The organism is Pseudonocardia sp. HH130629-09, from assembly GCF_001294645.1.
Lineage (GTDB): Bacteria > Actinomycetota > Actinomycetes > Mycobacteriales > Pseudonocardiaceae > Pseudonocardia.
Window position 1 is genome coordinate 5,910,827 of the sequence record NZ_CP011868.1, and the last position, 19,864, is coordinate 5,930,690.

At 73.2% G+C, this 19,864-nt stretch carries 18 protein-coding genes; 7 read left to right on the plus strand and 11 right to left on the minus strand.

Features of this window, described 5'->3' with window-relative positions; all coding sequences use genetic code 11:
• Positions 1-440 precede the first annotated feature (440 nt).
• Positions 441-917: a hypothetical protein gene (locus XF36_RS27545; RefSeq protein WP_060714204.1), complete on the minus strand. Its 477-nt coding sequence runs from the start codon at positions 915-917 to the stop codon at positions 441-443.
• Between the two features lie 647 nt (positions 918-1,564).
• Here XF36_RS27545 and XF36_RS35375 point away from each other — a divergent pair.
• Positions 1,565-4,504: an AI-2E family transporter gene (locus XF36_RS35375; RefSeq protein ID WP_064485519.1), complete on the plus strand. Its 2,940-nt coding sequence runs from the start codon at positions 1,565-1,567 to the stop codon at positions 4,502-4,504.
• 133 nt (positions 4,505-4,637) lie between these two features.
• Here the strand turns inward: XF36_RS35375 and XF36_RS27555 are convergent, their stop codons facing one another.
• On the minus strand, positions 4,638-4,964 hold the full coding sequence (locus tag XF36_RS27555; RefSeq protein ID WP_238589043.1) for a BlaI/MecI/CopY family transcriptional regulator: 327 nt from the start codon (positions 4,962-4,964) through the stop codon (positions 4,638-4,640).
• Between the two features lie 418 nt (positions 4,965-5,382).
• On the opposite strand from XF36_RS27555, the gene XF36_RS32790 reads away from it, so the two are divergent.
• Together XF36_RS32790 and XF36_RS27565 are read left to right on the plus strand one after the other, a co-directional pair.
• Positions 5,383-5,901, plus strand: a complete 519-nt coding sequence (locus XF36_RS32790; protein WP_060714206.1) for a dTDP-4-dehydrorhamnose 3,5-epimerase family protein — start codon at positions 5,383-5,385, stop codon at positions 5,899-5,901.
• Between the two features lie 171 nt (positions 5,902-6,072).
• Positions 6,073-6,411, plus strand: a complete 339-nt coding sequence (locus XF36_RS27565) for a DUF3040 domain-containing protein (protein WP_060714207.1) — start codon at positions 6,073-6,075, stop codon at positions 6,409-6,411.
• Between the two features lie 61 nt (positions 6,412-6,472).
• Here the strand turns inward: XF36_RS27565 and dnaB are convergent, their stop codons facing one another.
• The 5 genes from dnaB to rpsF all read right to left on the minus strand — a co-directional run bounded on the left by dnaB (position 6,473) and on the right by rpsF (position 10,142).
• Positions 6,473-7,882 carry a replicative DNA helicase gene (dnaB, locus tag XF36_RS27570; protein WP_060714208.1) on the minus strand — a complete coding sequence of 470 codons (1,410 nt, stop codon included), beginning with the start codon at positions 7,880-7,882 and terminating at the stop codon, positions 6,473-6,475.
• A gap of 642 nt (positions 7,883-8,524) precedes the next feature.
• A complete protein-coding gene (rplI, locus tag XF36_RS27575; protein WP_060714209.1) occupies positions 8,525-8,971 on the minus strand; it encodes a 50S ribosomal protein L9 in 447 nt (148 codons plus the stop codon).
• Positions 8,972-8,985: 14 nt separating this feature from the next.
• Positions 8,986-9,222, minus strand: coding sequence for a 30S ribosomal protein S18 (gene rpsR / locus XF36_RS27580; RefSeq protein WP_020623471.1), 237 nt, complete (start codon positions 9,220-9,222; stop codon positions 8,986-8,988).
• A 54-nt stretch (positions 9,223-9,276) separates the two neighbouring features.
• Positions 9,277-9,816, minus strand: coding sequence for a single-stranded DNA-binding protein (locus XF36_RS27585; protein ID WP_020623470.1), 540 nt, complete (start codon positions 9,814-9,816; stop codon positions 9,277-9,279).
• 11 nt (positions 9,817-9,827) lie between these two features.
• Complete coding sequence (gene rpsF, locus XF36_RS27590; protein ID WP_043277749.1) at positions 9,828-10,142, minus strand: 30S ribosomal protein S6; 315 nt, start codon at positions 10,140-10,142, stop codon at positions 9,828-9,830.
• A gap of 307 nt (positions 10,143-10,449) precedes the next feature.
• On the opposite strand from rpsF, the gene XF36_RS27595 reads away from it, so the two are divergent.
• Entirely contained in the window at positions 10,450-11,217 is a 768-nt protein-coding gene (locus XF36_RS27595; RefSeq protein WP_060714210.1) for a deoxyribonuclease IV, read from the plus strand.
• Positions 11,218-11,272: 55 nt separating this feature from the next.
• On the opposite strand, the gene XF36_RS27600 is transcribed toward XF36_RS27595, so the two are convergent.
• From XF36_RS27600 to XF36_RS27615, 4 genes are all read right to left on the minus strand, one after another.
• Positions 11,273-11,950: an NUDIX hydrolase gene (locus tag XF36_RS27600; protein WP_060714211.1), complete on the minus strand. Its 678-nt coding sequence runs from the start codon at positions 11,948-11,950 to the stop codon at positions 11,273-11,275.
• Positions 11,951-12,117: 167 nt separating this feature from the next.
• Complete coding sequence (locus tag XF36_RS27605; RefSeq protein ID WP_414706211.1) at positions 12,118-13,764, minus strand: glycosyltransferase family 87 protein; 1,647 nt, start codon at positions 13,762-13,764, stop codon at positions 12,118-12,120.
• 95 nt (positions 13,765-13,859) lie between these two features.
• Complete coding sequence (locus tag XF36_RS27610; RefSeq protein WP_082375699.1) at positions 13,860-16,310, minus strand: transglycosylase domain-containing protein; 2,451 nt, start codon at positions 16,308-16,310, stop codon at positions 13,860-13,862.
• A 261-nt stretch (positions 16,311-16,571) separates the two neighbouring features.
• Positions 16,572-16,967: a DUF5318 family protein gene (locus XF36_RS27615; protein WP_060715022.1), complete on the minus strand. Its 396-nt coding sequence runs from the start codon at positions 16,965-16,967 to the stop codon at positions 16,572-16,574.
• A 194-nt stretch (positions 16,968-17,161) separates the two neighbouring features.
• Between XF36_RS27615 and XF36_RS27620 the strand changes: the two genes are divergently transcribed.
• From XF36_RS27620 to XF36_RS35380, 3 genes are all read left to right on the plus strand, one after another.
• Positions 17,162-17,806, plus strand: a complete 645-nt coding sequence (locus XF36_RS27620) for a PadR family transcriptional regulator (RefSeq protein ID WP_060714214.1) — start codon at positions 17,162-17,164, stop codon at positions 17,804-17,806.
• 1 nt (position 17,807) lies between these two features.
• Entirely contained in the window at positions 17,808-18,887 is a 1,080-nt protein-coding gene (locus tag XF36_RS27625; RefSeq protein WP_060714215.1) for an inositol-3-phosphate synthase, read from the plus strand.
• A gap of 366 nt (positions 18,888-19,253) precedes the next feature.
• Positions 19,254-19,856 (plus strand): C40 family peptidase, encoded by a 603-nt coding sequence (locus tag XF36_RS35380; RefSeq protein WP_349675520.1) that lies wholly within the window; start codon positions 19,254-19,256, stop codon positions 19,854-19,856.
• Positions 19,857-19,864 lie beyond the last annotated feature (8 nt).

The following is a 19,864-nucleotide window of genomic DNA, read 5'->3' on the forward strand; positions in this document are numbered from 1 at the left end:
GGCTCGACCCCGTCGTTCTGCCCGGAACCGCGCTCCCCACGGCTCCGGTCGGCTCGACGGCGTCACCGGCGTCGTGCGCGCCGCGCCGGTGGCCTCAGCACGCGCGAGGGCCGGGTCGGTGGTCGGCTCCCTCCGACCATCGCCCCGGCCCTCGCCTTGCGTTCTGACGACCCAGCTCCCCAGCCGGTCGTCACCTCATCCCGCGGTCCCAAGGTGTGTCCGCGGGATGTTCTGGTGCGTCCTCGGCGCTCCCGGTCCCCACCGGTCCTGCCGTGCGGCCGCACGCCCGTGGCGTGCGACTACTCCCCGGGACGCGCCGGGGGTGTCGTGGTTGCCTCGCGTGCCGATCCGATCCCGATCCGGTGCCGGACGGCCGTACCGCGCTGCCCGTACCGGAGGAACGGCCGGGCCGGACGGCCTGCGGTCCGCCGCTCGGCCGCTCAGGCCGAGCGGGTCAGCCGGTGCCGCCCGGCACCGCCCAGCAGGTCGGCGATCGCCGCCCGGTCCGCGGCACGCTCGATGTCGCGACGGCGGCGCAGCATCGCCATGGCGCCGTCATCCGGTGCGTTCCAGGCGCTGTCGCCCTGCACCCGGGGCGCGTGGCCGGCCGGCTGCGCCGGGACCGGTGCGGGCTCGGAGTGGAACGCGGCGACCGTGTCGCCGGTCGGCCGGACCGCGCCACCGCGGCGGGTCGTGCGGACGGTGTCGCGGTGCACGCGACGCACGGCGTTGCCGGCATCCCCGCTCCGCCGGCCGTCCCGCCAGCCCCCGACCGTGAGGGCATGGAAGATCGGGGTCTCCTCCTGGATCTCCTCGTGCGACTCGTGCCGGCCGGGGAACGGCCAGCTCTCCTGCGCGGCGCGCCGCGCCCGGATCGACGACTCGAGGCCACCCGCAGCGTTGTCGAACTCGTACACCCGCCGTACCTCCTGCTCGCCTGAGATGTGAGGACCCACGGCCTGGTCCGTATCGCGTACATCTCGTACCGCCGTTCAGCCCACTCACCCGGTCAACGGGTGACACCTGAGTGGGGAAACGGGGGTGACAGTTCTCGTGGCGAGGTCCCCTCGTACGAGTGGCACGACTCGTCGGAGACTCCGCGTGTTTTCTACGGAGAGTGTTCATCCGGACTCCTCTTGGAGCAGTCGGTAGCCACGGTCCAGGTTTCAGGGCGTCGGTGGATGTTGGCGACGGACTCTCGCAATAGGCCCGGTGGCCACGATTCGGCACGTCGCGGCCACCACGCGACGATGAGTGACCATCTCACCACTCCGTCGTGCCGAGTCCGGTCCGCGGTGTGTCGACTACACGGGTTTAGTTCGACGGAGAGTGACAGAGCGGGCGAGCGCGCTGCTCCGTCCGATCCGATGCTGGACCGACCGGGGTGGGGTGCGCGGAGGGCCGGGCCGTCACCGGTGCGTGCACCGAGCCGCACCGGCCGGTCCGCCGTACCGTCCGTGCCATGACGGAGCGGACCGGGCGGCCCGCCGCTCCTGCCGGGCGCGGTATCCCACGCCCACGGCACGACGACGACCCTGCCCATCGCGCACCTCACGACGACACCGTGGACCTCCAGGGTCCCGGTGCGTCCCGGACCCACGACGCCACGGCCCACTCCGACGACACGCACCCCGACGACACCGCCGAGCACCACCGCGCCGCCCTCTCCGACTCCGGGGCCGGGTCGCACCTCGCGGACCCGGTGGCGCGGGCCGCCGGACCACGCCACCGCCCCACGCCGCCGGCGGAGATCCCGCGCCCGCTGCGGATCGCCTCCGAGGCCGTCGCCCGGATGCTCGTCATCGCCGCCGGGCTCGCGCTGCTGGTGTTCCTGGTGATCGAGCTGCGGGTGATCGTCGTCCCGATGGCGATCGCGGTGCTGCTGACCGCGCTGCTCGCCCCGCTGGTCCGGTGGCTGCACGAACGGCGGGTGCCCCGCGGCATCGCGACGGCGCTGGTCATGGTCGGCGGCCTGGCCGCGCTCGGCGGGCTGCTGACCGCCGTCGTCAGCACCCTGGTCGACGGCACCGCGCAGGTCGTCGCGGAGGTCACCGACAACGTCGGCTCCCTGCAGGGGCTCGCCGACGCGACGCCGTTCCGGATCGACGTCGGCGTGCTCGGCGACCAGGTGCTGCAGGCGGTGCGCGACAACCAGCAGACGCTGACCTCCGGCGCGGTGACGACCGCCGCGACCGTCGGGGAGATCCTCGCCGGGTTCGCGCTCTGCCTGTTCGCGCTGATCTTCATGCTCTACGACGGCCGCCGCATCTGGGGCTTCGTCCGGCTGCTCGCCCCGCGGGCCCGCCGGTCGCGGGTCGACGTCGCCGCCCGGCGGGGGTTCGCCTCGCTCGTCGGCTACGTGCGGGCGACGGTGCTGGTCGCCGTCGTCGACGCCCTCGGGATCGGCCTGGGCCTGTGGGCGACGGGGGTGCCGTTCGTGCTGCCGCTGGCCGCGCTGGTGTTCCTCGGCGCGTTCGTGCCGGTCATCGGGGCGGTGCTGACCGGCGCCGTCGCCGTGCTGGTCGCGCTGGCGACCGAGGGACCGGTGACCGCATTGATCGTGCTCGGTGTCGTGCTGGCCGTGCAGCAGCTGGAGAGCCACGTGCTGCAGCCGCTGCTGATGGGCCGGGCGGTCCGTCTGCACCCGCTGGCGGTGGCGCTCGGCGTCGCGGTCGGGGTGGTCGTCGCCGGGATCGCCGGCGCGCTGCTCGCCGTCCCGCTGCTGGCCGTGCTCACCGCCGCGGTGCGGTCCCTGGTCGCGTCGCGCGAGGTCGCGCCGCGGGCAGTGGATCCGTTGCGCCCCCGCGAGGCGAACCCACCGCCCGCCCTGCCCGGCTGTGCGGCACGCCCTGCCGCACAGGGCCTGCGGTGGGACGATCGCGACGTGCGTTATCTCGTGACGGGTGCGACCGGCTACATCGGTGGGCGGCTCGCGCCCCGGCTGCTGGGCCGCGGTCCCGAGCCCGACCTCGTCCCGGACCCGTCCGCGGGCCCGGTCCACGTGCGCTGCCTGGTCCGCAACCCGGACAAGCTCGCCGACGTGCCGTGGGCCGCCGACGCGGAGATCGTGCAGGGCGACCTGCTCGACCCGGGCAGCGTCCGCGCGGCCTGCGAGGACGTCGACGTCGTCTACTTCCTCGTGCACTCGCTGTCGGACTCCGACTTCGCCGCGACCGACCGGCGCGCCGCGCTCATCCTCGGTGAGGCGGCGCGGGCGGCCGGGGTGCGACGGATCGTCTACCTGGGCGGCCTGCACCCGGACACGCCGCCCGGCGGGCTGTCGGCGCACCTGGCGTCGCGGGTGGAGGTCGGCGAGACGCTGCTGCGCTCCGGGGTACCGACGGTCGTGCTGCAGGCCGCGGTGATCCTCGGCTCCGGGTCGGCCAGTTTCGAGATGCTGCGCTACCTCACCGAACGACTGCCGCTGATGATCACGCCGCGCTGGGTGCGGAACCAGATCCAGCCGATCGCGGTGCGCGACGTGCTGCGGTACCTCGTCCGGGTCGCCGAGATCGACGCCCCGGACGCCGAGCTGAACCGCACGTTCGACATCGGCGGCCCGGAGATCCTCACCTACTACGACATGATGCAGCGCTACGCCCGCGTCGCCGGGTTGCCGCGACGCCGGGTGGTCCCGGTGCCGGTGCTGACGCCGTCGCTGTCGGCGCACTGGATCAACATCGTCACCCCCGTGCCGAAGTCGATCGCCACACCGCTCATCGAGTCGCTGGTGCACGAGGTCGTCTGCACCGAGAACGACCTCAAGGGCTGGGTGCCGGACCCGCCGGAGGGCCTGATCGGCTACGACCGGGCCGTCGAGCTGGCCCTGTCCCGCATCACCGACGGCGAGGTGGAGACCCGCTGGTCCGGCGCGACCGTGGAGAACGTTCCGTCCGACCCGCTGCCGAGCGACCCGGACTGGGCCGGCGGCGACGTCTACCTCGACGAGCGCGAGCAGCCCTGCAACGCGACCCCGGAACGGCTGTGGACGGTCATCGAGGGCATCGGCGGCGAGCGCGGCTGGTACTCGTTCCCGCTGGCCTGGTCGGTGCGCGGCTGGATGGACCGCGCGGTCGGCGGTGTCGGGCTGTCCCGCGGCCGTCGCGACCCGCACGACCTGCGCACCGGCGACGCGCTGGACTGGTGGCGGGTGGAACGGATGATCGAGCCCGGCGGGCCCCGCCCGGCCGGCAGCGACTGCGGTCCCGAGGAGGGGCTGCTGCGGCTGCGCGCGGAGATGAAGGTGCCCGGCCGGGCCTGGCTGGAGATGTCGGTGCGCCCGCGTCCGGGCGGGTCGATCTACCACCAGCGCGCGGTGTTCATCCCGCACGGCCTGGCCGGCTACCTGTACTGGTGGTCGGTCGCGCCGTTCCACGGGATCGTGTTCGGCGGGATGGTCCGCAACATCACCCGCACCGCCGAGCGCGACGACGACGGCCCCGCCCCGGCGAGCCGCCGTCCGGCCTGGCTGCGGTCCCGCCCGCAGCGCGACCGGGCGGCCTGACCCGCTCCGGTCCGGGGCCCCGACGCCGCCGGCCCCGGTCCGGACCGGACCGGTTCGGCCCCGGGAGGCGATTGTCGGCCGCACTCACTCCGTAGGGCGGTGTCGGCCGCGGTCGGGACCCGGGAGGGCGGTGTCAGCCGCGGTCGGGGCTCTGGAGGGCGGCGCGCAGCACGGCGGACTCGCGCTCGGTCACCGAGCGCGCGAAGTGCAGGAGGACCGCCTCGGTGTCGCCCGGACCGTCGAGCAGGTCGCGCAGGGCACGCGCGGTCTCCTCCTCGCGGCTCGCGGCCGACGTGTAGAGGTAGGCGCGACCCTCCAGCTCACGCCGCACGCAGCCCTTGCGGTGCAGGTTGTCGAGCACCGTCATGACGGTCGTGTAAGCCAGCGGGCGGGCCGGGGCCAGACGGGCGCGGACGTCGCGCACCCGGCACGGGCCCACACCGCTCCGCAACACGTCCATCACGGCGGCCTCGAACTCGCCGAGTCGACCCGCATGTCGCCTCCCCGATCCGAGGGTAACCGCAACCCCCATGCTCCCCCGATCGGTGACCGCGCCTCGGCGGTCGGACGCTGTGTACCCGGGTCCACCCCCGCGTACACGGCGCGGCCCCGGGTCGAGCACGACCGTGCCCGCGCACCACAACGGACATGGCACCACGTACCCCGCGGCGGGTCCTCGATCGGCACATTCGCTCGTCGTGGGCGTACCGGTCGCCGTGACAGGATCGGCGCCCGACTGCCCGCTGTGCACTCGATCGGAGCAACGCGGACTCGCGCTGCGTCACCGGGACCGGGGCCGCTCGTTGTCACCTCCGGTACCGCAACCGCAGCCCACCGTGCGCCCGTCGCACGCGGTGACCGGACCCGAAGGAGGTCGAGTGGACGTCGTACGGACCGTGGTGCCCGGCGCACTGCTGCTCGACCCGACCGCGACAGGCGCCTCCGGACCGGACCTCGCCCCCTTCACCGTGCGACGACGGCGCCGCCCGGCCCACGACGCCGTGCTCGGCCTCTTCGGCCACCCCGGCGACGCGATGCTGCTCGGCGTCCCCCGCGGCAGCGGCTACGCCGTCGTCATCGACGCCCGGCCGGACGGCGGCACCTTCGGCCGGCTCGCCGTCGCCCTGATCGAGGGCCCGCAGCGGCTGCTCGTCCCGCCGGGCTGCCTCTACGGCGTCCAGTCCGTCGCGAGCGGGACCGTCGTCGAGCTCCGCAGTGTCACCCGGCTCCCGCGGCGGGAGCGCTTCGACGTCGACCCGGACGACCCGGACCTCGCGGTCCGCTGGCTGCGCCCCCGCCCGTCCCGGACACCGGGAACCGCACGGTCCTGGGCCGCCCTGATCGCCCGCCTCGGCGCCCCCGCAGGCCCCCGCCGGGACCGCGTCTCCCTCTGGTGACCCCGGGCGCCGCCCCCCGGTGTGAGGACGGGCGCATGTGAGCCGGTCGGCCCGGTCGCCGAGATCACGAATCGGTCACGTAACGTCGGTACCAGGCCGGATCGACGACGCCCCGTGCCGGACGGCGGCACGACCGTGTCTGCCGGGACACGGACGCGAGGGGTTGTCGGGGTGCTGAGCGAGCGTGAGAATCGTCGGCTGCAGGAGATCGAGGTGCAGCTGCGCCGGACCGACCCGCGACTGGTCCGCCGGTTCTCCGCGCTGAACACCGCGCTGCACGCCCCGGCCCGGCACGGCGGACGGCTGCTCGCCGGGTTCGCCCGCGACCAGCGCACCGTGCACGGCTCGGGGCCGTTCCCGACGATGCTGCTGGGGGTCGCGCTGGTCGTGCTGCTGCTGGGCGCCGTGCTGGTGAGTGTGCCGGTCGTCGTCGCGGGGATCATCGTGGCCGCCCTCGCGCTGGCCGTCGCGGCCACCACTGGTCCGCAGGCGCGGCCCGGCACCACCTGACCGGCCCACCCGCACGCCGGCACGCACCGGGCCCGGGACGCACGCCGCGTCCCGCCCGGCCTCAGCCGTGGGCTAGGTCGGAGAACCGGCTGTAGTGCAGCTGGTGGGCGACGGTGATCGTCGTGGTCGGGCCGTTACGGTGCTTGGCCAGGATCAGGTCGGCCTCACCGGCACGCGGGTCGTCCTGCTCGAACGCGTCGGGACGGTGCAGCAGCACCACCATGTCCGCGTCCTGCTCGATCGAGCCGGACTCACGCAGGTCCGACAGCATCGGCCGCTTGTCGGTGCGCTGCTCGGGACCACGGTTCAGCTGGCTCATCGCCACCACCGGGACCTCGAGCTCCTTGGCCAGCAGCTTGATCTGCCGGGAGAACTCCGAGACCTCCTGCTGACGTGACTCGACCTTGCGGCCCGAGGTCATCAGCTGCAGGTAGTCCAGGATGATCAGCTTCAGGTCGTAGCGCTGCTTCATCCGCCGCGCCTTGGCCCGGATCTCCATGAGCGTCAGGTTCGGCGAGTCGTCGATGTAGAGCGGCGCCTCGGAGATCTCCGACATCCGCCGCGCCATCCGCGTCCAGTCCTCGTCCGACATCCGGCCGGCGCGCATGTCGGCCAGCCGGATCCGGGCCTCCGCCGACAGCAGACGCATGACGATCTCGGACTTGCTCATCTCCAGCGAGAAGAAGGCGCTGGTCATGCCGTTCTTGATGGAGCAGGAGCGGGCGAAGTCCAGACCCAGGGTCGACTTGCCCAGACCCGGCCGGGCCGCGACGACGACCATCTGGCCCGGGTGCAGACCGTTGGTGACCTGGTCGAGGTCGGCGAAGCCGGTCGGCACACCCGTGGACTGGCCGCCCCGGGAGGCGATCGCGTCGATCTCGTCCATGGTGGGCTGGAGGAGCTCCTCCAGGACCGTGTAGTCCTCGGTGGTGGTGCGCTCGGTGACCTCGTAGACCGCGGCCTGGGCGCGGTCCACCGCGTCGTCGACGTCGCCGCCGTCGGCGCCGTGGTAGCCGAGCTGCACGATCCGGGTGCCGGCCTCGACCAGCCGTCGCAGGACCGCCTTCTCGCCGACGATCTCGGCGTAGTAGGCCGCGTTCGCCGCGGTGGGCACGGTGGCGATGAGGGTGTGCAGGTAGGGCGCGCCGCCGAGGCGGACGAGCTCGCCGCGCCGCTGCAGCTCCGCCGAGACGGTGACCGCGTCGGCGGGTTCGCCGCGGCTGTAGAGGTCCAGGATCGTCTCGTAGACGGTCTGGTGGGCGGGCCGGTAGAAGTCCTCCGGCTGCAGCACCTCCACGACGTCGGCGATCGCGTCCTTGCTCAGCAACATGCCGCCGAGCACCGACTGTTCGGCCGTGAGGTCCTGCGGCGGCTGACGGTCGAACGTCGCGCTCTCGCCGGATCCGGGCGCCTTCTCGCCATCACGGACCGCACGGGGCTTGTTGCCGGGACGATCGTCCGTCAGAGCCATACGCAGCGTCACCCCCGGTGGACACAGTACCGAACGCACGTTCGACGCGCGAGTGGTGCGTACCGCCCACTCGCGACCGTCGTCGGTGATCTGCCGGCCGGCGTGGTGCCCGACTGGCCGCGGCGGGCGCGACCCGGGGAGCACGGCGCTCGCGTACCGGCACGACCGACAGTAGGTCGGCCGCAGGGCCCGTGGCGAACCGGCCTGGTGATCGAATTGGGGATGAACTGGGCATGGATGCCGCCCGTCCCGGGACCGTGCTGGGGACAACCTGGGGACAGCATCCCGGAGCAGGTCATATCCGCAGGTCAGAGGCATGTTCACAGCTGTGGACAACTTTGCTCTGGCGTGTCGTCGCACGCCGCGTACTGGCGTGTCGGAGCGCCCGGCGGGCCGTTCACCGCCCGGCGCGTCCACAGGCCCGCCCGACGAGTGGATCGTCACCGGGCGGCGTGTCGGCTGCGTGACAAGGCATCCCGGTGCGGGGTCATTCGATCGGTGTCGATCGTCCACCCGGGACTGCACACCGTGTCCGTGGCGCCCGTACGGCCGACTCCGGACACGCGAAAGGGCGGGGTCCGGAGCACATGGCTCCGAACCCCGCCCTGATCACGCTCAGTGGTCGTACGACCACCGGACCGCTCAGCTCGCGACGACCGCGATCGGCAGCTCGGTGGTGACCTCCGGGTGCAGGCGGACCTGCACCTGGTGCTTGCCCAGGGTCTTGAGGTGACCCGGGACGTCGATGCTGCGCTTGTCCAGCAGCGGACCGCCGGCCGCCTTGACGGCGTCGACGACCTGGGCCGGGGTGATCGAGCCGAACAGGCGGCCCGTGTCGCCGGCCTTGGCCGAGACGGTCACGTTGATGTTGCGCAGCTGCGAGTCGACCTGCTGGGCGTGGCCCAGATCGCGGATCTCGCGGGACTTCTGGGCCCGGCGGATCTGCTCGACCTGCTTCTCGGCGCCACGGGTGGCGACGACCGCGAGCTTGCGCGGCAGCAGGTAGTTGCGGCCGTAGCCGTCCTTGACCTCGACGATGTCACCCGGGGCACCCAGGTTCGGGACGTCGGCGTTGAGGATGAGCTTCATGTGTCTCCCCTTCCTCAGCGAGCGGTCGAGGTGTACGGCAGCAGGGCCACCTCGCGGGAGTTCTTGACCGCGACGGCGACGTCCCGCTGGTGCTGCCGGCAGTTGCCGGAGACCCGACGGGCACGGATCTTCCCGCGGTCGGAGATGAACTTCCGCAGCAGACCGGTGTCCTTGTAGTCGATCAGCTGGGCCTTGTCCTTGCAGAAAGCGCAGACCTTCTTCTTCGGCTTGCGCACGATGGCCTTGGCCATGGTGGTGCTCCTGGAGATCGTCCTCCGCCCGTCACGGGCGGAGAGGTACGTGGATCAGAAGGGGGGCTCGTCGTCGGACGCGGCGCCACTGCCCGCGGGCGGGGCCGAACCCCAGGGGTCGTCATAGCCGCCGCCGGAGTTGCCTCCGCCGCCGGAACCGCCACCCTGTCGGGCGCCACCGCCGTCGTAGCCACCGCCGCCGCCACCGAAGCCACCAGAGCCTCCGCCCCGGTTGACCTTGTTGACCTTGGCGGTCGCGTAGCGCAGGGACGGGCCGACCTCGTCGACCTCCATCTCCACGACGGTCCGCTTCTCGCCTTCCTTGGTCTCGAACGACCGCTGGCGCAGACGACCCTGGACCACGACGCGCGCGCCGCGGGTCAGGGACTCGGCGACGTTCTCCGCCGCCTGGCGCCAGATGTTGCACCGCAGGAAGAGCGCCTCGCCGTCCTTCCACTCGCCGGACTGGCGGTCGAAGGTGCGCGGGGTGGACGCCACGGTGAAGTTGGCGACCGCGGCGCCGGACGGGGTGAACCGCAGCTCGGGATCCGCCGTCAGGTTGCCCACGACGGTGATGACGGTCTCGCCGGCCATGACGGCTCCAATCAGCCGGCGGCGGGCGCCGGCGTGCGGGTGACGTCCTTGCGCAGGACCTTGGTGCGCAGCACGGACTCGTTCAGACCCAGCTGGCGGTCCAGCTCGGCGACGGTGGCGGGCTCCGCGGTGATGTCGAGGACCGCGTAGATGGCCTCGCCCTGCTTCTTGATCTCGTAGGCCAGGCGGCGCTTGCCCCAGACCTCGATCTTCTCGACCGATCCGCCGTCGTTCTTCACGACGGTGAGGAACTGCTCCAGGGACGGCTGCACAGTGCGCTCGTCCAGGCCGCCGTCGAGGATGACCATGACCTCGTAATGACGCATGAGAACCACTCACCTCCTATGGACTCGAAACGGTCACGGCCCGGACGGCCGTGACAGGAGGTTCTCAGTGCACCCCGACGGTTTCCGGCGGAATGCACGGGACCTGCGGGTATGCCGGTACAGGCTAGCAACGGCCGGTCCGGCCCCGACCTGCGGGTACGGGGATCGCCGTGGCGGGTCCGGGTCGGGCCCGCGGGGACCCCCGTCGCCGTACGGGTGCCCGGTCCGCGGCCTCCCGCGGGGGGAGCGCCGCGGCGGACCCCACCGGCGGCCGAGGACTGTCGGGGGTCCTCGCTACCGTGCCCGCATGCAGATCGGAGCACACGTCCGCGACGCCGAGGACCCCCTGGCCGCGGCCGCCGAGGTCGGGGCCGAGGTGATCCAGCTCTTCCTGTCCGACCCGCAGGGCTGGAAGAAGCCGCCGCCGCACCCGCGGGCCGCGGAGCTGGCCGCCTCGGACGTCGCGGTGGTGGTGCACGCGCCCTACACCGCGAACGTCGCGTCCACGAACAACCGGATCCGCATCCCCAGCCGCACGATCGTCCAGCACCACCTGGCCGGGGCCGCCGAGGTCGGCGCGTTCGGGCTGGTCGTGCACGGCGGCCACGTCACGAAGGACGACGACCCGGCGGTCGGCGTCGACAACTGGCGCAAGTTCGTCGAGCGCCAGGCCGGTGAGCACGGCTTCGACGTGCCCGTCCTGATCGAGAACACCGCAGGCGGGGACAACGCGATGGCCCGCCGGTTCGACGCGCTGGGCCGGCTGTGGGACGCCGTGGGCGAGTTCGGCGTCGGGTTCTGCCTGGACACCTGCCACGCCTTCGCCGGCGGCGAGGAGCTGGCCGGGATCGTCGACCGGGTCCGGGGGATCACCGGGCGGATCGACCTGATCCACCTGAACAACTCGCGCGACGCGTTCGACTCGGCCCGCGACCGGCACGCCAACATCGACGACGGCACGATCCCGCCGGACGAGCTGGCCGCCGTCGTCGCGGCGGCGGGGGCGCCGGTCGTGGTGGAGACCCCGACCGAGGGGCAGGCCCGCGATATCGCGTTCCTGCGGGAGCACACCTGAGGCGGGCTCGGGCGGTACCGGCGAGCCGGCCGGCCGGCGTGAGCCCCGGGGCGCCTCAGCGCCAGGCGAAGACCGGCTGCTCCAGGTGCGCGACCCGGGTGGGGCGCCCGTGCAGGACGACCTCGCGGAACTGGTGGAGCACCGCGCCGGTGGGGGCGTGGACGAAGCGGTCGAAAAGCGGCACCTGGATCACCGGGGCGTCGGACTCGGGGATCGTCAGGAACCGCGGCTCGTGGTCGATCTCGGCCAGCGGCGGGCGGTACAGCTCGGCCACCTCGTCCGGGTTCGGCGTCGGCTCGCCCGCGCCGCCGGCCCACAGCACGATCGGGGTGATGACGTAGCCGGATCGGGTCGGGTAGTCGTCGAGCAGGCCGAGCACGCGGTCCGGACCGAGCTCGAGCCCGATCTCCTCGGACACCTCGCGGCGCCCCGCCTCCTCGGCGGTCTCACCCGGGTCGAGCCGCCCGCCCGGTAGGGCCCACTGCCCGGAGTGCGCCCGCAGCGACCGGGCGCGCCGGGTCAGGACGAACGCGACCTCGTCGGCGAGGCGGCCTTCGCCGGTGGCACCGGGGACCGGCAGCAGCGTCAGGGTGACGGCGGCGGCCCGCTTCCCCACCCGGTCCGCCTCCGACGCGGCCCGGCGCTCGGCCGGCGGGAGCGTCGTCAGCGCCGCCTCGACACGCTCCCGCAGCCGCTGCTGCACCGGTTCCGGGACCACCACGTCGTCGGCCATGTCCCGATGGTCGCACCCGGCCGGGCGCGGCACCGGTCTCCGTCGCCGCCGCACGCGGCCGCGACCGATCGAGGACGTCGCGCACGATGCCGGGCCCAGTGCCGCACGGGGCCCGGTGCCGGACCGCCCGCCCGGCCGCGCCGCCGGCCGGATAGAGCAGCCGCGGGTCAGTCCGCAGGGTCGCGCCGGGTGCGGGCCGCCCGGGACGGCCACGGCTCGGGTGCGGCCGCGCGGGTGGCCCGGCCGGAGCCGGTGGACCGGGTCGCGCCGTCCGGACCGGTGGCGCCGGGTCCACCGCCGTCCCCGCTCCGGCGCCGCCCGCTCCGTGCGGGTAGGACACCGGCGGACGCGGCGGCGGGCACTGTGGGCGCTGTGGGCACGGCAGGAACTGGGGGCGCGGCAGCCCGGGAGGAACGCGGGCCGACCGGCCACACCGGCTCCGGGTCCCGGCCCGGGTCGGTGCCGGGCCGCAGGATCTGCCGGACGACGAGCACGCACAGGGCGACGACCACGGCGTCGCGGACCAGCAGCGTCACCAGGAACGGCTCCGGCGGCAGCCCCTTGTTCGCGACACCCAGGTACTGGAACATCCGCGGTACCCAGACCAGCGCGTCGACGGTCATCCACGCCAGCAGCAGCCGCCAGCGTGGCAGGGCGAGCACCGCGAGCGGAACCAGCCACAGCGAGTACTGCGGGCTCCACACCTTGTTGACCAGCAGGAATGCCGAGACCGTCAGGAACGCCAGCTCGGCGACCGCGGGCGGGCGCGGCGCGCGCAGCGCGAGCCAGGCGATCGCGGCGAACGCCAGCACCATGAGGACCGCGGTGACGGTGTTGAGCACGGTGGGGGACTGCCCGTCGCCGAGCGGGCCGTCGAAACCGGACCAGCCGGTGAACCAGTACAGCGAGTACCAGATCGAGTCCGGGTCGGCCGGGCGCGTGCGGTTGAGGAGGAAGAACTCGACCCAGCCGCGCGGCCAGGCCAGCGCGACCGGGAGGTTCACCGCCACCCAGGCGAGGACGGCGGCGCCGATCGTCCAGGCGGCACGCGGGAGGCCGCCGTCGTCGCGGCGTCGCCAGCCGACGAGCAGCACCGGCAGCAGGAGCAGCAGCGGGTAGAGCTTCGCCGCGCCGCCGATCCCGAGCAGCACCCCGGCCCAGACCGGCCGGTCGCGGCGCAGCGCGAGCAGCGCGCCGGTCGCGAGCGCGACGGTGAGCGTGTCGAAGTTGGTGAACGCGTGCACCACCACCAGCGGGGACAGCGCGACCAGCGCGGCGTCCCACGGACGTTCCGGGCGGAGCATCAGCACCGCCCACACCACCACCAGCCAGGCCATGGCCAGCCAGATCGCGGTGACGTCGAAGTAGACGACGACGTCGAGCGCGGTCGGCAGCGGCAGCCGCTCGGCCAGCCACTGCCAGCCGTCGGTCAGCTGCGCGTTGAGGTACTGGAACATCCCGGTGACGACCGGGTACTCCATGTACCGGGCGGTGCGGGAGCCGTCGGCGGCGGTCTCGAACCAGGCGTCGCGGTAGGGCACGGCGTCGTCGGCGAGACCCTCCAGCCCGTAGAGCGGGACGGTGTCGGAGTAGCACATCGCGACGTACTGGCGGTCGTTGCGCCAGTCCAGCGCGAGCGCACCGTCCGGGGTGCGGTACTCCTGCAGGCAGGCCGCCTTGCCCAGCCAGCCCAGCGCCAGCACGACGACGGCGAACAGCAGCACCACCCGCAGCGGCGTCCACCACCGGGCCCGTCCGACGAGTGCGTGCCGGCCCATCGGGCCGCCGACGACCCGACTGGCGGCGCGCGCCAACGGCTCGGTCCAGGTCGGGATGTCCCGGTCCCGGACGCCCGCCCCCGGCGCCTCGCGGGGGGTGGGCGGAGCGGCTCCGGGCCGGGCGCCTGCGGTCAGTTGTCGCCCCCGCGGCCCGGACGGTCCCGGCCCGCGTCGGAGCCCGGCTGACCGTCGCCGTCACCACCGCCGTCGTCGCCGTCGCCGTCGCCGTCGCCGTCGTTGCCGTCGCCGGACGCGTCGCCCGAGCCGTCACCCGAGGAGTCACCCCGGTCCGCGCGGTCACCCCGGTCGCCGTTGTCGCCGTTGTCGCGGCCGTCGCCGGGCTCCTGGGTGGTGGTCTGCTGCTCGTCACCCTGCCCCGAGTCGTTCGAGACGGCCCGCGCCGGGGCCTGGCCGATCGGCTCGAAGTCGGAGAACTGCTCCACCGGGGTACCCCGCAGCGCGTCCGTCATGAACGACTGCCAGATCGAGCCGGGCAGCATCCGCCCGTAGACCGGACGTCCCGCGGAGTTCTTGATCGGGGAGTTGTCGTCGGTGCCGACCCACACAGCGGTGGACACCGACGGGGTGTAGCCGACGGTCCAGGCGTCGTTGTTCTGACCCTCGACGCCGCTCTGCACGGTGCCGGTCTTCGCGGCGACCGGACGCCCGTCCAGCCCGATCCGCGACGAGCTCGCGACGTCGGTCATGGACTCGGTGACGTTGCGGGCGACCTCGGCCGGCATGACCTGCTGACCGTTGTCGGTGCTGCCGCGGTCGTAGATGACCCGGCCGTCGCTGGCGGTGACCTTCGCGACCAGGAACGGGTCGCGCCGCATGCCGTCGGCCGCGAACGTGGCGTAGGCCGCGGCCATGTCCTCGGGGTGGACCTCGCGGTCACCCAGCGAGATGCCGCCGGTGGGGTTCGGCAGCAGGTCGGCGGGGATGCCCGCCTGGTGCGCGGCGTCGGCGACGCGCTGCGGGCCGACGTCGAGGCCCATCCGGTAGAAGACCGTGTTGATCGACTTGGTCATGGCCTCCTTCACCGAGCACTGGCCGCAGCTCACGCCCTCGGAGTTGGTGACCGTCGTGCCGGCGAGCTCCTGGGGGGAGGAGCCGTCGTAGATCGTGCCGAGGCCGACCGGCGGGTTCGCCTGCAGCGCCGCCGCGAGCACGAACGGCTTGAACGACGAGCCGGGCTGCTTGAGCACCGAGGCGTAGTCGAGACCGACGCCGTTCTCCCCGCCGAAGTAGGCGATGACCGCGCCGGTCTTCGGGTTCACCGACACCAGCGAGGACCGCAGGTTGTCGGGCTGGCCCTCCATCACCTTCTGGACGGCCTTCGCCGCGTCCTCCTGGGCCTTCGGGTCGATCGTCGTGGTGACCGTCATGCCCTGGGTGTTGATCTCGGTCTCGGAGATCCCGAGCTTCTCCAGCTCGGCGCGGGCCGCGTTGTAGATGTGGCCCTTGTCGTCACCGGGGATGCCCCCGCCCTCGGCCGCGGAGGCCTCCCGCCACTGCGGGAACCTCTGCTGCGCCCGGTCGGCCGGGCTCATCCAGCCCTGGGCGACCATGCCGTCGAGCACGAAGTTCCACCGCTGCTGGGACATCTCGAGGTTCTTCGCCGGGTCCCAGCGCGACGGCGACTGGATCAGCCCGGCGATCATCGCGCCCTCGGAGGCGTTCAGGTCCTGGACGTTCTTCCCGAAGTACGCCTGGCTGGCGGCCTGGATGCCGTAGGCGCCGCGACCCAGGTAGATCGCGTTCAGGTAGTTGCCGAGGATCTGCTCCTTGGTCATCTCCTTGGACATCTTCGCGGCCAGCACGACCTCGCGGAACTTGCGGAACAGCGAGTACTGGTCGTTGCCGGTGGTCACCTTGATGTACTGCTGGGTGATCGTCGAGCCGCCGCCGATCCCGCCGGAGAGCTGGTTGATCACCGCCCGCGCGATGCCGGTGATGTCGAAGCCGGGGTTGGAGAAGAACGTGCGGTCCTCGGCGGACAGCACGGCCTGCTGGACCGGCACCGGCACCTGGGACAGGTCGACGCTGGTCCGGTTGACGTTGTCCGGCCGCACGGTGGCCAGCGGGGCGCCGTCGGCGTAGGTGAAGGTCGCGACCTGGGTGACGGCGATGTCGTCGGCGGCGGGAACCGGGAAGACCAGCCAGCCGATCGCGAAGGCGACCAGCGGGCCGATCACCGCGACCGCGGCGAGCCCGATCAGCCAGCGCCGGAGCCGGCGACGACGGCCGGGCTTCTTCTTCCCGTCGCCGCCGTCGCCGGGACCGCGACCGTCGGAACGACCGGGCGGGCCGGGCGGCCGGCCGCCCCCGGCCCCACGACGGGTGGCCGTGGCCGGTGCCGCCGCGGCCGCCGCCGCACCGGCCGGCGGACGGCCGGTGCGCTGCGGGGCGGCCGTGCGCGGGCCGGCCTGGGCCGGCCGGACGACCGGGTCGAAGTGGCCGACCCCCGAGTCGTCGTGGGTCAGCAGCGGCGGAGGGGGCTGGGGGACCGGGCGCGGCGGCGGTCCCGCGGGCGCGGGACCGCCGCCCACCGGCGGACGGCCGGGGGGCGGCGGGGGCATCGGAGGACGGGCGCCCGCGCCCGGCCGGGGTGGCGGCGGGGGCATCGGGGGGCGGGACCGCGGGGGACCGGGGGGCGGGGGCGGCGGCGGGGTGCGCCGGGGGTCACGCTCGTCGTTCACCGGGCGGCTCCGTGGGATGCGGTGGACCGGATCCGCAGCAACCCGGGCCGGGGGTGCCCGGGGCCGAGGGGATCCGGCGTCGGACCGGCGCGGTGCACGCGGTCCGGGTGGTCGTGCTCGTCGGGCAGGGCGCCATCGGACTCAGCCACCCGCACTCCGCCGGCCACGGCGGGGGCGGCCGGTGCCGAGGACGAACGAGCGGACCAGGTGGTTCCAGCGGCACTCGGTGCACACCTCGACGACGTGCACCGAGAAGTCGGCGACCTGCGCGGCGAGCTGCTCGAGGTCCGCCGCGGAGCGGGCCGAGCCGGAGACGTGACGCAGACTCTCGCCGAACACCCAGGAGACCTGGGCGAGCTCGTCGTGCCGGCAGACCGGACAGGCCCGGTCGGCGGGGGCGCCGTGGAAGCGCGCGGCGCGGAGCAGGTAGGCACCCGCATCACACACCTCCTCACGGCCGACCCGACCGGCCCGGACGTCGGCCAGCAGAGCACGGCGCTGCAGGGCGTAGTCCACCACCTGTCGCGGGCTGAGCACCCGTCCAGGGTACGCGGGACGGACCCGCGGACCCATCGCCGTCCCGCACGGGGCCCTGCGGGCACGACCGTTCCGTACCTGGTCGGGGGACTCGTCCGGTCCGCGGTCGCCTGTGATCACGATCATCACATGGGCGGATCGATGTATCGGACCGATAGGGTGACCGGTCGGCGGTCCGCACGGAGGAGGTCGCGATGCTGGACTTCGCGGTCCTCGGCCTGCTCCAGGACGGTCCGCTGCACGGGTACGAGCTGCGCAAGCAGCTCGGTCGCCGGCTCGGCGGCTTCCGCGCGTTCTCCTACGGCTCGTTGTACCCGGCCCTGCGCCGGCTGCTCCGGGCCGGGTCGATCGCGGAGACCACCGACGAGGCGGGTGATCAGTACGGACGCACTCCGGGACGGCTGCGACGGGGCAGGCGGGTCTACCGCATCACCCCGGCGGGCCGGGACCGGTTCGCTGCCATGCTCGCCGAGGCCGGCCCCCAGGCCTGGGAGGACGGAAGCTTCGACGTGCACCTGGCGTTCTTCGCGCGGACACCGGCGGAGACCAGGATCCGGATCCTGGAGGGCCGCAGACGGGCCGTCGAGGAACGCCGGGACGGCCTGCGCACCGCGCTCGGCAGACCCTGCGAGGGCGTCGACCGCTACACCCGCGAGCTGCACCGGCTCGGGCTGGAGTGCTCCGAGCGCGAGGTGTGCTGGCTGAACGAGCTGATCGCGACCGAACGGGCCGAGCAGGATGCCACGGACGGCCGTGACGAGAGGACCTTCCCCGGCGGCGGGCCATCCCGGCCCGCGACCGGCGGGGTACGACAGGACGAGACAACAGGAGGAGCCTGACATGAGCCAGGTTCGGGTGGCGGTCGTCGGCGTGGGCAACTGCGCGGCATCGCTGGTCCAGGGGGTTCACTACTACGCGGACGCCGATCCGTCGACCCAGGTCCCCGGCCTGATGCACGTCGACTTCGGCGGGTACCACGTCCGGGACGTGACCTTCGTGGCCGCGTTCGACGTCGACGCGAAGAAGGTCGGTCAGGATCTCGCCGACGCGATCTCGGCCAGTGAGAACAACACGGTCAAGATCGCGGACGTGCCGCCGCTCGGGGTGACCGTGCAGCGCGGGCCGACCCTCGACGGTCTCGGCCGCTTCTACCGGGAGACCATCACCGAGGCCGACGGCGAGCCCGTCGACGTCGTGCAGGTGCTGCGCGACACCGAGGCCGACGTGCTGGTGTCCTACCTGCCGGTGGGCAGCGAGGACGCCGACCGGTTCTACGCACAGGCCGCGCTGGACGCGGGTGTCGCCTTCGTCAACGCGCTGCCGGTGTTCATCGCCTCGGACCCGGAGTGGGCGGAGAAGTTCCGTGCGGCCGGCGTCCCGATCGTCGGCGACGACATCAAGTCCCAGGTCGGCGCGACCATCACCCACCGGGTGCTGGCGAAGCTGTTCGAGGACCGCGGCGTGCAGCTGGACCGCACGATGCAGCTCAACGTGGGCGGGAACATGGACTTCCTGAACATGAAGGAGCTCGAGCGGCTGGAGTCCAAGAAGGTCTCCAAGACCCAGGCCGTCACCTCGCAGGTGGACCGGGACATGGGCAAGGGCAACGTGCACATCGGCCCGTCGGACTACGTGTCCTGGCTGGACGACCGCAAGTGGGCCTACGTCCGGCTCGAGGGCCGCGCGTTCGGTGACGTCCCGCTGAACCTGGAGTACAAGCTCGAGGTCTGGGACTCCCCGAACTCCGCGGGCATCATCATCGACGCGGTGCGGGCGGCCAAGATCGCCAAGGACCGCGGCATCGGCGGACCGGTCCTGTCGGCGTCGAGCTACTTCATGAAGTCGCCGCCGGAGCAGTACCGCGACTCCGAGGCACGCGACAAGGTCGAGGCGTTCATCCGGGGCGAGATCGACAACTGATCGGTTTCTCGGTACAACGGCCCGGGGACGACCGCGCAGGTCATCCCCGGGCCGTTCCCGTACCGGAGATGTTCCGGAATCTGAAGTTACCGATCCGGAATGTTCTCGTTATTCGTCGTGATCGCAGTCAAGCAATGAATGTGTTCTGCGTCATTTAATCGAGCAATATCTGTTCGTAATGTGCGGTCCGGCCTTGCGCGACCACCGCCCATCCGGGGTGAGGGGTGCAGGGTCACCGCCGGGCGACGACGCGGGCGGGTCGTGAGCGCTGTCCGGTCTCCCCACCGGAACTTCCCCTTCGTACCGGCGTCCACGGGTCCCGCCCCGACCGCTCCTCCGGTGGTGCAACATCCCGAGGACCCCACCGTGCCCCAGCGTCATTCCGCTCCGGCGCTCCGCGTCGCCGTCGTGGCCACCACTGCCGCCGCGGCCGCAGTTCTGTCCGTGCTCCCCGCCGCCACCGCGGCCCCCACGGGCACCACCGCCGCCGCGGCACCCACCGCGGAGACCGTGACCCGTGCCGTCGCCCCGGCCGCGAACGTGCTGCCGACGCGCGGCGCGAACCCGGCCGCGCTCTCGGTCTCCTCCGCGGCGCAGGCCGCCGCCCCGGCCGCGCAGGCCGCCGCCGCACGCAGCGGCGCGATGTCGACCGCGCTGGCCCAGCTCGGCAAGCCCTACCGCTGGGGCGCCACCGGCCCGAGCGCGTTCGACTGCTCCGGCCTGGTCCGCTACGCCTTCGCCAAGGCGGGCAAGGACCTGCCCCGCACGAGCCGTGCCCAGGCCCAGGTGGGCACCCCGGTGTCGAAGTCGAACCTCAAGCCCGGTGACCTGGTCTTCTTCTACAGCCCGGTCAGCCACGTCGGCATCTACATCGGCGGCGGCCAGATCGTGCACGCCTCCACGAGCGGTCAGCCGGTGAAGATCTCCGACGTCGACCGGATGCCGTTCAACTCGGCCCGCCGGGTCTGAGAGAAGCG